This window comes from Sporosarcina sp. BP05, from assembly GCF_014282005.1.
Taxonomy (GTDB): domain Bacteria; phylum Bacillota; class Bacilli; order Bacillales_A; family Planococcaceae; genus Sporosarcina.
Genome location: NZ_JACFTD010000007.1, coordinates 161,280 through 175,846 on the forward strand (window position 1 = coordinate 161,280; position 14,567 = coordinate 175,846).

Here is a 14,567-nt window from a genome sequence, read left to right on the forward strand (position 1 = left end):
CCTTTACATGATTGCTTCTTCCGGCACCTCGGAAATTTTAACCGAAATGACTCTGGACACACCTGATTCCTGCATCGTGATTCCATAGAGCACATCCGCACCTTCCATCGTACCTTTCCGATGTGTGATTACGATGAATTGCGTCTTCTCTGAAAACTTCTTCAAGTATTTACTGTAGCGTATGACATTCGCTTCGTCGAGTGCCGCTTCGACTTCATCAAGAATACAAAACGGTACAGGTCGTACTTCGATGATTGAAAATAACAACGAAATCGCAGTCAACGCACGTTCTCCACCTGATAAAAGACTTAGACTTTGCAGTTTTTTTCCCGGCGGACGTGCAACAATCTCCACACCTGTTTCAAGTAAATCATCAGGTTGCGTTAGTATCAAATCCGCCTCACCGCCACCAAACATTTCCTTAAATACATGACGGAAACGGTTCTGGATAGCATTGAATGTTGTCAAAAATCGCGTTGTCATTTCAACGTCCATCTCATTCATCGCTTCGTGAAGTGTCGTCTTCGCTTCTATTAAATCATTGCGCTGTTCATCCAAAAAGAGATGACGTTCAGATACTTCTTCAAATTCCACAATAGCTCCCGGATTAACGGGTCCCAAAACTGCCAGTTGGTGTTTTAAGGAGTCAACTTTTTCTCTGGTCTGGACTTCATCAAAATCGTCCGCAATAACACCATCCGCAAACAATCCATATTCAGTTAGAAGCTGCTGTGTGACCGCTTCATATTTCACTTCGAGACGTGATAGCACTATAGATACCGCATTCAATGCAGATATTGTTTCTCCTGTATTACCTCGAAGATTTTGAAGTGATACACTTTTCTCTTCAAGTAAATCTGCAAGCTTTGTTCGAATTTCCCTGTCTGTCCTAATCGATTTCTCAATCAATTTCTTGTCAGTAGATGCCCTTTCAATCTCTGTTGCAATTTGTTCAGCGCTCAACTCTCCACCATTTTCGCTACCAGTGAAATACTGCATTTCATCACGCAAGGAAGTCAATTTAACCTTGGCCTGGGCAGATGCGCCCTCCATTTCGTCGATTGACGCTTGCTGATGTGCTTTCTGTTCACGTAAAACAGCTATGCATTCTCGAAGCTCATTGTATCGACTCGTTAAAGTAGCCTCTTCGTTTCTCCGGTCGGTAGCTAGGCGTTCAAGCGTATCAACTTTTGACTGAATTGCTTCTAGCTCACTTTTCACGCGTTCATGATTTTGATGTAATGCCGCTTTCATTTCTAACAATTCTGTTCCGGTATTCTCAGCACCACGTCTTCCCATCTCAGTCGATGCTATCTCAGATTCCACCGATTTAATGGCGATATCAGTTTCACGAATGGCTGATTCCGCTGTTGCAATTTCAATTTGCAGGCTTTCCGTCATTTTACGATACTGACCCACTTCGAATATCTGCTTCGCGACACCCATTTTCGTGTCGCCAATTTTCTTAGTAGCAGACTCAATTGAATCGGCCATACGAGTTAATTGCAGCTGCAACGTTTCGAGCTCAGCTTTTCTTGTGAAGACGGATGCCTGCCCTTTGACACCACCACCTGTAAGTGAACCACCGGCATTCACAACATCCCCATCAAGCGTTACGACACGGAAGCGATAGCCAAGTACTCCTGCAATGGCCGACGCCCCTACAAGCGTTTTCGCGACAATCGTATTGCCAAGCAAGTTTTCAGTGATAAGTGCATATGCAGCATCAGTCTGCACAAGACGATCGGCAGTTCCAATGTATTCGGGATGCTGTTCAACCGAACGCAATGCGGCTGGTTGAATTTTCCGGGATTTCATCACGTCTCTCGGCAGGAAAGTTGCCCGTCCGGCGTTCTTCGCTTTTAAGTAGCCGATTGCTTTTCTAGCTTCCGGTTCAGTTGCCGTCACGATATGCTGCATCGCACCGCCAAGTGCTGTTTCCACCGCTTTTATATACTCTTTTTCGACAGAAATAAGTTCTGCGACTGCCCCATCAATACCGGCTAGTTTTCCTGACTTTTTCGCAACAAGAATCTCTTTTACACCTGAATAGAAACCAGAGAAATCCGCTTCCATACTTTCAAGTGCACGGACCCTCCCATGCATTTCATGTTGCTTGTTAAGTGCTTTTTGCATGAGTTCCTGTTGTGAAGCGAGTTGATCTTCAGTCTCTCGCAATGCCTTTGATAATTCGCGATATGCCGAATCCGATTCCTTCAATTTCCGTTTCAAGACAGTCAACGCATTCGCTTTCACAGATTTTTCCTGTGTAAGTTTTTCGTAACGTTCCTGCAAAATAGATGTCTGAAGTATAATTTTTTCGGATGAAGACTGTTCCCCCTGGAGACGCTCTACCGCGTGCTTCAAGTCGTTGCGAATTGTCGCCTCTTCGTTCAATCGATCGATATAAGCTGATTTCAATTCATCTATTTCTTTTTCTGTTTCTTTGACGGATCGTTTCAGTATTCGAGAAATACCATCCATCTCAACTCTTGTTTTTTCATATTCAATTTCTGACAATTGCTGCTTTTTACGGGCTGTACCTAGTTTTTCCGATAGTACTGCTAGCTCAGTTTCAGTAGTAGCAAGTTCAAATCGGGACCTCTCAATCAGCTGGTCCGCATTGCGACGTTTTTCAAGTGATAAAAGACGCCTTCCTTCCCACTTCTCTGTCTCTGCACTTGTCACTACAAGTTTTTTTTGTAATGCATCCAGTTGTTCATCCATTTTCGCAAGTTCTTTCTTCGCAAATTCGGACGCTTCTTCAGCTTTCCTCGACTCAGCTTCAAGGAAAACTTTCTTCTCCTGAAACTTTCCAGCTTCTTTCGACCTTTTCAAAATTTCATTACGGAGATTTCTCGCATCAAAGGTTAACAGTGACACATCCGCTTCACGCGTTTCTTCCGAAAGTATTTTATGTTTTTTAGCAGCCTCCGCACTGTTCCGTAATGGCTCAATCCTAGATTCAAGCTCTTTTAAAATATCAAGCACACGGTCAAGGTTGTCTTCTGTCTCAAATAATTTATGCTCCGCTTTCTTTTTTCTCGTTCTATATTTCAGAACCCCCGCTGCTTCGTCGAAAATGCTTCTTCTGTCTTCAGGCCGGCTATTTAATATTTCATCTACGCGCCCTTGAGAAATCATTGAAAATGCTTCTTTCCCAAGTCCCGAATCCATGAAAACATCATTAATATCTTTCAATCGACATTGTTGGCCGTTTAATAGATAAGCACTCTCACCAGATCGGAAAACACGTCTGCTAACACTGACTTCTGTATAGTCAAGCGGAAAAAGACCTTTACTATTATCAAGAATAAGCGTCACCTCTGCGAAATTAAGTGATTTACGCGAATCACTACCTGCAAAGATGACATCTTCCATTTTAGAACCTCGTAGCGATTTCGCCGACTGTTCGCCTAGAACCCAGCGAATAGCATCAGTAACATTACTTTTCCCACTTCCATTTGGACCCACTACCGCTGTAACACCAGGGACAAAATCAATCGCAATTCGTTCGGCGAATGATTTGAATCCCATAATTTCTAGTCTTTTCAGAAACACAATTAATTCTCTCCTTCAACCTGCCGACTCTTTAAATCTTGAATTGCATGGCGGGCTGCTTCTTGCTCGGCCTCTTTTTTTGATTTCCCGAGACCACTTCCAAGTTGTTCATCGCCGAGCCGTACGACAGTAACGAAACTTTTCGCATGGGCAGGACCTTTCTCTTCAACGATTTCGTACTGTAATTGACCATTATTTGTCTGTTGAACGATTTCCTGAAGACGGCTTTTATAATCCATCACATGCGAAAAAGCACCGACACTAATTTTTGGGAAGACGACTTTTTCAAGGAATGGGATAACCGCCTCCATCCCTTGATCTATGTATAGAGCGCCTATAAACGCCTCAAAAACGTCCGCGAGCAATGCAGGGCGCATTCGTCCACCTGTCTGCTCCTCGCCTTTCCCAAGCAGGATAAAGCGGCCTAACCCAAGTTCGTTAGAGAATTTCACAAGAGAAGGTTCGCAGACAATCGCAGCCCTCAGTTTCGTAAGCTCCCCTTCCGTCATATCAGGCTCTGTCGAATAAAGGAATCGGGACACACCTAATTCAAGGACTGCATCACCTAAAAATTCCAATCTCTCATTATCCGTGAAATTTTTTCTCCGATGCTCATTCACATAAGATGAATGAGTAAATGCATTGTACAGTAGTGAATTGTTTATAAAATGGACATCCAATTCATTTTGTAATTCATCGAACTTGTTGCGAATCGCTATCGGTAACAGCGCTGTTGTTTTTTTTCCTTTGAAGTTGTTTGTATGGGTCATCATCGATTCTGCCTTTCAGTGCATAATACATATAATTTTACCCTTTTCAACGCCATAGTGCAAAAAAGAGTTTCGCATAAACCGAAAAGAGACACTTTCATCCTTTCAAGTAGAAAGGATGAAAGTGTCTCAATCAGAATTACAATTAGTTTACTTTCGTTTCGATATGCGAAACTGCGTCTCCGACAGTTGCAATCTTTTCAGCTTCATCATCCGAAATTTCCATTTCGAATTCATCTTCTAATTCCATTACTAATTCTACGACGTCCAATGAATCTGCGCCTAGATCATCACGGAAAGAAGCTTCCATTTTAACTTCACTTTCATCGACGCCAAGGCGGTCGACAATTACTTTAGTTACACGTTCAAGTACTGTTGACAAATTTGTCACCTCCTCTCAAGAAAAGTGGAAGCGCCTGGTCAGAGGCGACAGGCATAAGACGGGCCGGCGGAGCAGCGTTCTTTGCTGCATAGCCGGAACGACTTATGACCCGAGCCTCTAGGCGCTGGAACTGGACAATAAAGAAATGTGGAAGCGGCCCGCTAGATGCGACAGGCATAAGACTGACCGGCGAAGCGGCGTTCTTTGCCGCATAGCTGGGCTGACTTATGACCCGAGCATCTGGCCGCCGGAACTGGACAACAAAGAAAAGTGGAAGCGCCTGGTCAGAGGCGACAGGCATAAGACGGGCCGGCGGAGCAGCGTTCTTTGCTGCATAGCCGGAACGACTTATGACCCGAGCCTCTAGGCGCTGGAACTGGACAACAAAGAAATGTGGAAACGCCTCTATTACATTACCATACCGCCATCAACATGAATCGTCTGACCTGTAATATAAACCGCATCCTCCGATAATAAGAACAGGACAGTACGTGCTACATCTTCAGGTCTGCCAAGCTTACCAAGCGGGATGACCGATAACATCTGATTCTTCACTTCTTCGCTCAATGCATCCGTCATATCCGTCGTAATGAAACCTGGTGCGACTGCGTTTACATTAATGTTGCGTGAAGCAAGCTCTTTTGCCGCTGTCTTTGTAAAACCAATAACGCCAGCTTTTGCTGCTACATAGTTTGCTTGTCCAGGATTTCCAGATACACCAACAATCGATGCAACGTTGACGATTCTTCCCGCGCGTTGTCTCATCATTTGGCGTGTGACACCTTTTGTACAAAGGAAAACGCCTTTTAAATTGATATTAATGACATCGTCCCACTCGTCCTCTTTCATACGCATTAGCAAATTGTCTCTCGTAATCCCCGCATTATTGACAAGGATATCAATTGACCCAAATATTTCTATGGTTTTGTCAACCATAGCTTTAACATCGTCAGCATCCGATACATCTGCCTGAATAGCGAAAGCTTCTCCGCCGGATTCTGTAATTAACTTAACGACATCATCCGCTTTATCCTTGCTGCCGCTGTAGTTGACAGTAACACGAGCGCCTTCTTTAGCAAGAAGTAATGCAATTTCACGACCTATTCCACGTGACGCTCCTGTGACAATTGCGGATTTCCCATCAAATCTACCCATTATGACCACCCTTTCGAAGCTTCGATTACAGTTTGTAATGTCTCTTCATCATAGACTGGGAATACGGTTGCACTCCGGTCAATCTTTTTAACGAGGCCGCTTAGTACTTTTCCTGGGCCACATTCAATGAAATGCGTAACACCGTGGTCAAGCAATGTACGTACAGAATCTTCCCAAAGCACAGGGGAATAAAGTTGTTCGACAAGGAAGCCTTTTATGTCTCCACGATTAGTAACTACTGAAGCGTTCACATTAGCAACGACAGGAATAGATGCATCCTTCATCTCGATTTCATCAAGCGCCGCCCGCAGTTTTTCTGCCGCCGGTTGCATTAGCGAAGAGTGGAACGGTCCACTTACATCTAGTGGTATCGCTCTTTTCGCGCCCGCTTCTTTCAATTGGATACACGCTTTCTCGACGCCTGCTTTCGTACCCGAAATTACGATTTGTCCCGGACAGTTCAAATTGGCTGGTTGGACAGCAAATCCATCTGCTGTAATAGCATCCGTCACTTCCTTCAGCTTCTGACCATCAAGTCCAAGAATTGCCGCCATCGCCCCTTCACCTGCAGGTACCGCTTCATTCATGTACAATCCGCGCTTATGTACGACCGACACACCATCTTCGAACGATATAACACCAGAAGCAACAAGCGCTGTATACTCCCCAAGGCTGTGCCCCGCCGTAAAGTCCGGCGTAACACCTTCGTCTTTTAATCGCGAAGCAATCATAGATCCAACAGTGAGGAGTGCTGGTTGTGCGTTATATGTCAATGTCAGCTCATCTTGTGGTCCTTCCAAGATAAGTTTACTCAGTTGGAAATCAAGTACAAGGTCTGCTTGTTCTAAGAGCTGCTTACTTTTTTCATGCGTTTCCGCGAACTCTTTTCCCATACCGGCCGATTGTGAACCTTGTCCTGGGAAAATAAATGCAATCTTCGTCATCGAGTTTCCACCTTTCCTACCGTTTCACGGATTGTTCCGCAAACATCGTATTGCACCATCGTTCTTGCTTGGCGGACAGCGTTCAATATAGCATTTGCGTTTGATGAACCGTGTGCTTTAATCACGGGCGAATTCAAACCAAATAACCCTGCTCCGCCATATTCTGTGTAATCCATTTTGTTTTTCAGTCCGCGCAAATCGTCTTTCACAAGTGCAGCAGACAGTTTCGATTTCAAGGAAGCGCTATACACTTCTTTCAACATAGAGAAGAAAGCCGAAGCAGTTCCTTCGATTGTCTTAAGAACCATATTTCCCGTGAAACCGTCTGTGATGACGACATCAGCCACACCCGTTAACAGATCACGTGACTCAACGTTACCGATAAAGTTAATGGGCGCTTTCGAAAGCAAATCAAAAGCTACCTTCGTCAATTCATTCCCTTTTCCTTCTTCAGTTCCGATATTTAATAATCCAACGCGTGGATTTTCAAGACCGCGCACCTTTTCAGCGTAGATGCTTCCCATAACTGCATATTGCTCAAGATGAGATGGTTTCGCATCCGCATTTGCACCAAGGTCCAGCATGACAAATCCTTTTCCGTCGACGGTAGGTAGTGTCGGCGCTAAAGCTGGTCTCTCGATACCGTCAATCCTACCCACGATGAATAGCCCTGCCGCCATTAAAGCCCCTGTATTGCCTGCAGAAACGCAAGCTGAAGCTTCGCCGTCTTTAACAGCTTGAGCCATCCTAACCATTGACGCATCTTTTTTCCGGCGGATAGCACGAACCGGCTCATCGTCTGGTTCAATTTTCTCTGTACAGTGAATAACTTTTAGACGGGCATGTCCCTTCAAGAAAGGCGCCATCGCCTGTTCATCACCATAAATATGTATGCTTATATCATCGAATTCAGCGAGACTTTTAAGGGCTCCAGCAATAATTTCACCAGGCGCATGATCTCCGCCCATTCCATCTACAGCTATGATCATTTTAATTCCCCCTGCTTTCTATCAGTCGTCCGGTACATGTGAAATTCGCCAGTGAATACCGTTTCGTCATTGACCGTCGATGCGACCATGACTAATGTCCGCTTCTCTCCCAGACTTTCTTTCTTCACTTCTGCACGTGCAACAACTCTATCGCCAGCTTTCACCGGTTTCAAAAAGTTAATGGTCGACTTCACAGTCAAAGCAAGATCATCATTCATAACTGCGACAGCAAGCGAGTTTGCCTGTGCAAACAGATGATGTCCACGGGCAATTCCGTTACGCTGAAACACATGATCTTCGGTCACATCGAAGATCGACAACGCCCTCTTATCGAGTTCCATATCAACGATATCCCCAAAGACTTCATCGGAATGAAGTGACTTCACTTCCTCATTCATCGTTCGTGACGCAACCGTTTTCAACCGTTCCCGCAGTTCAGGAATTCCACGCTCAAGCCTATCCAAACGAATCGTCTGGACACTTACAGTAAAATGTTCCGACAATTCTTCATCTGTCAAGAACGGATTTTCTTCAAGCAACTTTCCAAGCAGTCGTTGCCTTTCCTTTTTAGGCATTCTCAATCGTTTCACCTTCCGGATTAGCACTTGGTACTAATAGCAGTATATAAAAATAGAAAAAAGAAAGCAAGCATAGAAAAGCGGAAGGCGTCGTTTAGCCCCGAAAAGCGCTGGAGGTCCACGGGAAAAAGGCGTACTTTGCCTTTATCCTGTGGACTGAAGCGACTCGAGGGGCTGACGCCTGAAGCTGGACAGCACTGAAATGCGAAAGCGGTCGTTTTGATGCGACAGGCATAAGACGATTTGGCGAAGCGGCGCCCTTTGCCGCACAGCCGAAGTGACTTATGACCCGAGCATCTGACCGCTGGAGCTGGACAGCACTGAAATGCAGAAGCGCCAAAAGGAACGCAGCCTAAGTTCACCGCATCGTGCGGCAATGGCTGCATGACCTGCATCCTGCAGGCCTCCGAAAAGCGCTGGAGGACTTGTGGAAAAAGGCGCTCTTTGCCTTTATCCACAAGTCTGAAGCGTCTCGAGGGGCTAGGCGCTGAAGCTAGACAGTACAGAAATGCGGAAGGCGTCGTTTAGATGTGGCAGACATAAGAAAGATCATCGAAGTGGCGCACTTTGCCGCACAGATGAGCTGGATTATGTCCGAGCATCTGACGCCTGGAGCTGGACAGCATAGAAAAGCGGAAGCGTCAAAAGGAACGCAGCCTAAGTTCGCCACGTCCTGTGGCAATTAGGAGGGATTTAGTTCAATCCCTCCCCGCTGCATGACCTACATCCTGTAGGCCTCAATCAATCCTATCACCACTAAGAGCACCCGACTCTTCAAGATGTGAGCGAAGAATGCCGTATTCCGGATCTTCCCAGAAATGGCGTGATGCTAACAGTCTTTCCGCGTCTTTCCTTGCCGTTTCAAGCGCCCTATAATCGTGAACGGGATCTGCTACTTTAAACTCAGGCATCCCACTTTGCTTTTTCCCAAAAAAATCGCCGGCACCTCTTAGTTCGAGGTCCTTTTCCGCTAAAACAAATCCATCATTCGTTTCTGTCATCGTTTGCATCCGCTCTTTTCCTTCTTCGGTCTTAGGATCAGCAAGCAGCACACAATAGGATTGCTCAGCACCCCGACCTACGCGCCCCCTAAGCTGATGGAGCTGAGCAAGTCCAAAGCGCGTCGCGTCGTAAATAAGCATGAACGTCGCATTTGGTACGTTGACACCGACTTCTACGACAGTCGTCGACACAAGAACATTAATTTTACCTTCACTGAAGTCGCGCATGATGGCATCTTTATCGTCCGAATGAAGACGGCCATGCATTAGACCGACCGTATATTTACCACTAAAATGAGTCGAAAGCTGACTATGGACATCCACTGCATTTTGGACATCTAATTTGTCGGATTCCTCGATTAATGGACAAATAACATAGGCCTGACGTCCGGCTCTTAATTCATTTTCCATCTTCCGCAAAACTGGAAGAAGAGAATCCTCTTTCAACCAATGTGTTTCGATGAGTTTTCGGCCAGCCGGCAACTCATCGAGTATGGAAACATCCATCTCACCGAAAGCCGTGATAGCAAGCGTTCGTGGAATTGGAGTTGCAGTCATGAATAGAACATCAGGATTCAATCCTTTATCTCGTAAAACACGCCGTTGTTCGACACCGAAACGATGCTGTTCATCTGTAATAACCAACCCGGGATTTTTAAAAATGACATTAGGCTGAATGAGGGCGTGTGTACCGATAAGTAAATCCACTTCGCCCGACTCTAGCTTTTCAAGTAAATCCCTTCTCGCCTTTGCCTTTGTCGAGCCAGCAAGGAATGCAACCGTAATGCCGTGCGGTTCTAGCCATTCTGCAAGCGTAGATGCGTGCTGTTCGGCAAGGATTTCTGTAGGTGCCATAAGTGCCCCCTGAAACCCTGCCGTGATAGCAGCATACAAAGCGATTGCCGCAACAACCGTCTTACCAGAACCAACATCTCCCTGAAGGAGGCGGTTCATCCTAGTCGGACTTTTCAATTCCCCACATAATTCATTAACAACCCGCTTTTGAGCCCCTGTCAATTCAAATGGTAATGCCGCGATGAACGTCTTCACTTTGGCAAGGTCATAGTCGATTGCTACACCCTTCTCGGCTTCTTTTCGTGCTTTTTTCATTCCCAGCATCTTCAGCTGGAACATGAGAAGTTCCTCATAGACAAAACGCCTTCTCGCATGTTTCACATCAGCTGGGCTCGTTGGAAAATGGATCATCTCAAGGCCATTTTCGATGCCAGGCAATCTATACATTTCACGAATATCAGCAGGTAGCGATTCCGCATGCTGACCGACAGCTGTATCCAATGCACTTCGCATGAAGCGTCGAAACGTCTTCTGATGCATAACACCTTTTAAGCTGTAGACTGGCTCAAAATCGGATTGATCTGTTTTCGGACCATCCTTGAAGTTGCTTACATTGATCACTTGCCTGCCCCGGTCCCACTTTCCAGTAACTGTGACAATCGTCCCAAGTGACAAACGCTCTTTTAAGTAATGTTGATTGAAAAAAACCGCCTTCACAAGATGCCTTCCGGCAAGAAGACGGATTTGTAAACGGGATCTATTCTTCCCTAAAAAAAGAACGGAAGGCTCGCTTTCGACCCTTCCTTCAATTGTGACTCGTTCATTATGTGGCGTTTCAGTCAAATCTTTCAGCCTGAAGTCTTCATGACGGTACGGGAACGTCATGAAGAGGTCTTGAAGCGTTGAAACTCCAAGTGCCTCAAGCTGTTCACCGGCCGCTTTTCCGACCCCTTTTATTGTCGTGACAGAATTATGAATTGACAGTGTCACTATCTACCTTATCCTTACCAAATATCTTCGCTTCAAGCGCTTTTCCAGTTGGCGTAGCAGCCAATCCACCTTTTGCTGTTTCCCGTAGCGCTGAAGGCATCGACTTACCTATTTTATGCATTGCTTCAATCACTTCATCTGTCGGAATACGGCTAACTACGCCTGCTAGTGCCATATCTGCTCCAACTAGTGCCTTTGCCGCTCCCATTGCATTCCGTTTCACACATGGTACTTCGACAAGTCCAGCAACCGGATCACAGACAAGACCTAACATATTCTTCATTACGATAGAAAACGCTTCAGCACTTTGTTGTGGAGTCCCGCCCGCCATTTCGACGATTGCAGCTGCAGCCATCGAACCAGCTGAACCTGTTTCCGCTTGGCATCCGCCAGCGGCACCTGATATCGATGCATTATTCGCAACGACAAACCCGAAAGCACCAGACGTAAATAAATAATTAATCATTTGTTCCCGTGTAGGATTCAATTTGTTTTTCACCGCAAATAAAGTACCGGGCACGATACCTGCTGCACCCGCTGTTGGTGTCGCACAGATTGTTCCCATTGCCGCATTCACTTCATTCGTAGCGACTGCCTTACTAACGGCGTCCATGACTACATCTCCACAAAGGGATTTTCCTGATGCCATGTACTTTTGAATAAGAACCGCATCGCCGCCCGTAAGTCCGGATGCAGAATGCACGCCCTGCAATCCTCTTTCTACTGCCTTTTCCATCACCGTTAAGTTATTGTCCATCTGTGCGATGATTTCTTCTCTAGTGCGTTTTGTTATAAGGATTTCTTGTTCAATCATGATTTCTGAAATAGGCTTGTTCTGTGACTCGGCAAGCGCAACTAGTTCTTTAACGTTACTAAATAAAACGTCCATCTATGTTTTCCTCCAATTTTACTACTCTTTAATTTGCCAATGTTGAAACTTGCGTTACATTCGGCAATGACTCCAATTCATTTATCAGTGCAGCGTCGATCATTTGGTCAACTTCAATCACCATTAGGGCCATTTCCCCTTTTTCTTTCCGGTCAACTTCCATATGTGCAATATTTATATTCAGCTTTGCGATCGCGTTGGAAACGCTTGCAATAACGCCTGAACGGTCATTGTGAACGATGAGAAGTGCCGGGTAATGGCCTGATAATCTAAGCGGGAATCCGTTAAGTTCGACAACTTCCATCGTTCCGCCACCAATAGAAATCCCAGTCAACTCCATAACTCCCTCACTGTCCCCAATTACAAGACGGGCCGTGTTCGGATGTACCGCCTCTTCCTCTTCAGGAATAAATTCAAAAGTCATACCAAGTTTCTCTGCATCAGCAAATGCAGATTTAATACGCTCATCGAATGTATCATAATCTAATAATCCACCGATAATTGCTACATCTGTACCGTGTCCTTTATACGTTTCTGCAAAAGAACCATAAAGATGAACCCGAGCCCATTCCGGCTGTCTGCCAAACAGTGTTCGTGCGACACGGCCGATTCTCGCAGCGCCGGCAGTATGTGAAGATGATGGCCCTATCATAACGGGTCCAATAATATCAAAAACTGATCTGTATTTCACAAATACTACCTCCTTGTAATAAGCATGTACTATTATTCATTTTACACGAAATTTGCTTTAAAGACAAAAGATGTTGTTCCTTGTCGACGCAAGGAAAAAGCAGTGCGGCTTTCTACAGGCGCACTGCTCGTTACTGGTTTATTCAACTGAAATAATATATGGATACAACGGCTGTTTTCCGTTATAAAGTTCAACTTCTGCGTGATCAAAGTTATCCTCTACATAACTTGCGATTGCAGCAGCATCTTCCTCACCAACGTCTTCGCCATAAATAATTGTTACAATTTCATCATCTTCATCAATGATAGAGTTCAATAATGTTTTCATGACGTTTTCAAGTGAAGGTGCAGATGTAATAATCTTACCGCCTGAAATACCCATGAAGTCGTCTTTTGTAATTTCAACGCCGTCAATCGATGTATCTCTTACTGCATGTGTAACTTGTCCAGTTTTCACGAACGATGCAGCTTCAGTCATCGCCGCGACGTTTACACTTACTTCCGCTTCCGGATTGAATGCAAGTATAGCAGCAAGTCCTTCTGGTACTGTTTTTGTAGGAACGACTGCCGCTTCGATACCGATCACATCGGCCGCTTGCTGTGCTGCCATAATGATGTTTTTATTGTTCGGTAAAATGAGAACTCGTTCAGCGCCGACTGCTTCAATCGCCTTGACGATATCTTCTGTCGATGGATTCATGGTCTGCCCGCCTTCAATAATGGCTGAGGCACCTACGCTTTTCAGTAATTCAGAAATCCCAGCTCCCATAGCAACTGTCACGACCGCGTATGGATGTTTAACTACTTCTTTTTTCGCCAAATTTTGTACCGAATAATTTTCTCCGACGATTTCAAGATGCTGCTGACGCATATTTTCAATTTTAATTTTAATAAGAGAACCAAATTTCTGCCCGTAACTAAGTGCGTCACCCGGTTCTTCTGTATGGATATGTACTTTCGCAACTTCATCATCAGAAATAACAAGTAGAGAATCACCGAATTGACTTAGACCTTGTCGGAATTGGGATTCATCGTATGGATTCGATTGCAGCTTATCATCCTCAAACTTCACCATGAATTCCGTGCAATATCCGAATTCAATGTCTTCCGTATTCATGAAACCTTGGACTGTACGATGATGTTCCGCACTTACTAAATCATCCATGGACTCGACAACAGTTCTTGATGGAAGTTCTTCGCCTTTCAAGCATGCCAAGAAGCCCTCATATACGTAAACGAGACCTTGTCCACCACTATCAACGACGCCAACTTCCTTTAATACCGCCAATAGATCTGGCGTTCGTTCAAGTGAAGCTTGTGCCTCTTTTACTACAGCTTCCATTACCTCAATAATGTCATCTGTCGACGCAGCTTTTTCAACTCCGATAGTAGAAGCATCTTTTGCGACAGTTAAAATTGTTCCTTCAACAGGTTTCATAACCGCTTTATAGGCCGTTTCAACACCATACTTCAAGGCAGCTGCAAATTGTACTCCATTGACAGTTGCTTCGTTTTCAATCGCTTTTCCGAAACCGCGGAATAACTGTGACAGAATAACGCCAGAATTACCACGCGCACCCATCAGCAATCCTTTCGATAACGCTTGTGCAGTTTGACCGATATGAGCAACGGCATTATCTTCTGTTTCCTTCGCTCCCGAAGTCATCGATAAATTCATATTCGTACCGGTATCACCATCAGGTACCGGAAAAACATTTAGTGAATCGACATAATCTGCATTTTGATAAAGATGGTGGGCACCCAGCTTTATCATTTCCGCGAATTTCAAGCCATCTATGGTTTTCATAGAAATTATTTCCTCC

The 14,567-nt window shown here is 45.0% G+C and carries 11 protein-coding genes; all 11 read right to left on the reverse strand.

Annotation, left to right across the window (positions count from 1 at the left end):
* Positions 1-3 precede the first annotated feature (3 nt).
* Positions 4-3,561, reverse strand: a complete 3,558-nt coding sequence (gene smc, locus H2672_RS10510) for a chromosome segregation protein SMC (protein ID WP_186671266.1) — start codon at positions 3,559-3,561, stop codon at positions 4-6.
* A 2-nt stretch (positions 3,562-3,563) separates the two neighbouring features.
* Complete coding sequence (gene rnc / locus H2672_RS10515) at positions 3,564-4,331, reverse strand: ribonuclease III (RefSeq protein WP_186671341.1); 768 nt, start codon at positions 4,329-4,331, stop codon at positions 3,564-3,566.
* 145 nt (positions 4,332-4,476) lie between these two features.
* The gene (locus H2672_RS10520; RefSeq protein ID WP_067211315.1) at positions 4,477-4,713 is read right to left on the reverse strand and encodes an acyl carrier protein; all 237 of its coding nucleotides are present in this window, start codon (positions 4,711-4,713) and stop codon (positions 4,477-4,479) included.
* A 408-nt stretch (positions 4,714-5,121) separates the two neighbouring features.
* Positions 5,122-5,868 (reverse strand): 3-oxoacyl-[acyl-carrier-protein] reductase, encoded by a 747-nt coding sequence (fabG, locus tag H2672_RS10525; RefSeq protein ID WP_186671267.1) that lies wholly within the window; start codon positions 5,866-5,868, stop codon positions 5,122-5,124.
* Complete coding sequence (fabD, locus tag H2672_RS10530; RefSeq protein ID WP_186671268.1) at positions 5,868-6,812, reverse strand: ACP S-malonyltransferase; 945 nt, start codon at positions 6,810-6,812, stop codon at positions 5,868-5,870. Before fabD ends, fabG begins: the two co-directional genes overlap by 1 nt.
* Positions 6,809-7,801, reverse strand: coding sequence for a phosphate acyltransferase PlsX (gene plsX, locus H2672_RS10535; protein WP_186671269.1), 993 nt, complete (start codon positions 7,799-7,801; stop codon positions 6,809-6,811). The genes fabD and plsX overlap by 4 nt, the downstream gene beginning before the upstream one ends.
* Positions 7,798-8,382, reverse strand: coding sequence for a transcription factor FapR (fapR, locus tag H2672_RS10540; protein ID WP_186671270.1), 585 nt, complete (start codon positions 8,380-8,382; stop codon positions 7,798-7,800). Before fapR ends, plsX begins: the two co-directional genes overlap by 4 nt.
* Before the next feature lie 734 nt (positions 8,383-9,116).
* On the reverse strand, positions 9,117-11,159 hold the full coding sequence (gene recG, locus H2672_RS10545; protein ID WP_222439371.1) for an ATP-dependent DNA helicase RecG: 2,043 nt from the start codon (positions 11,157-11,159) through the stop codon (positions 9,117-9,119).
* Positions 11,146-12,054 carry an L-serine ammonia-lyase, iron-sulfur-dependent, subunit alpha gene (gene sdaAA, locus H2672_RS10550; RefSeq protein WP_186671272.1) on the reverse strand — a complete coding sequence of 303 codons (909 nt, stop codon included), beginning with the start codon at positions 12,052-12,054 and terminating at the stop codon, positions 11,146-11,148. Before sdaAA ends, recG begins: the two co-directional genes overlap by 14 nt.
* A gap of 28 nt (positions 12,055-12,082) precedes the next feature.
* Positions 12,083-12,745 (reverse strand): L-serine ammonia-lyase, iron-sulfur-dependent subunit beta, encoded by a 663-nt coding sequence (gene sdaAB, locus H2672_RS10555; protein ID WP_186671273.1) that lies wholly within the window; start codon positions 12,743-12,745, stop codon positions 12,083-12,085.
* Positions 12,746-12,883: 138 nt separating this feature from the next.
* Positions 12,884-14,551 (reverse strand): DAK2 domain-containing protein, encoded by a 1,668-nt coding sequence (locus tag H2672_RS10560; protein WP_186671274.1) that lies wholly within the window; start codon positions 14,549-14,551, stop codon positions 12,884-12,886.
* Positions 14,552-14,567: the final 16 nt, after the last annotated feature.

Bases quoted from the DNA above. Each gene is read 5' to 3' on its own strand.
- rnc (WP_186671341.1), bottom strand. From the start codon at position 4,331: ATGACCCATACAAACAACTTCAAAGGAAAAAAAACAACAGCGCTGTTA.
- fabG (WP_186671267.1), bottom strand. From the start codon at position 5,868: ATGGGTAGATTTGATGGGAAATCCGCAATTGTCACAGGAGCGTCACGT.
- fabD (WP_186671268.1), bottom strand. From the start codon at position 6,812: ATGACGAAGATTGCATTTATTTTCCCAGGACAAGGTTCACAATCGGCC.
- plsX (WP_186671269.1), bottom strand. From the start codon at position 7,801: ATGATCATAGCTGTAGATGGAATGGGCGGAGATCATGCGCCTGGTGAA.
- sdaAA (WP_186671272.1), bottom strand. From the start codon at position 12,054: ATGGACGTTTTATTTAGTAACGTTAAAGAACTAGTTGCGCTTGCCGAG.
- H2672_RS10560 (WP_186671274.1), bottom strand. From the start codon at position 14,551: ATGAAAACCATAGATGGCTTGAAATTCGCGGAAATGATAAAGCTGGGT.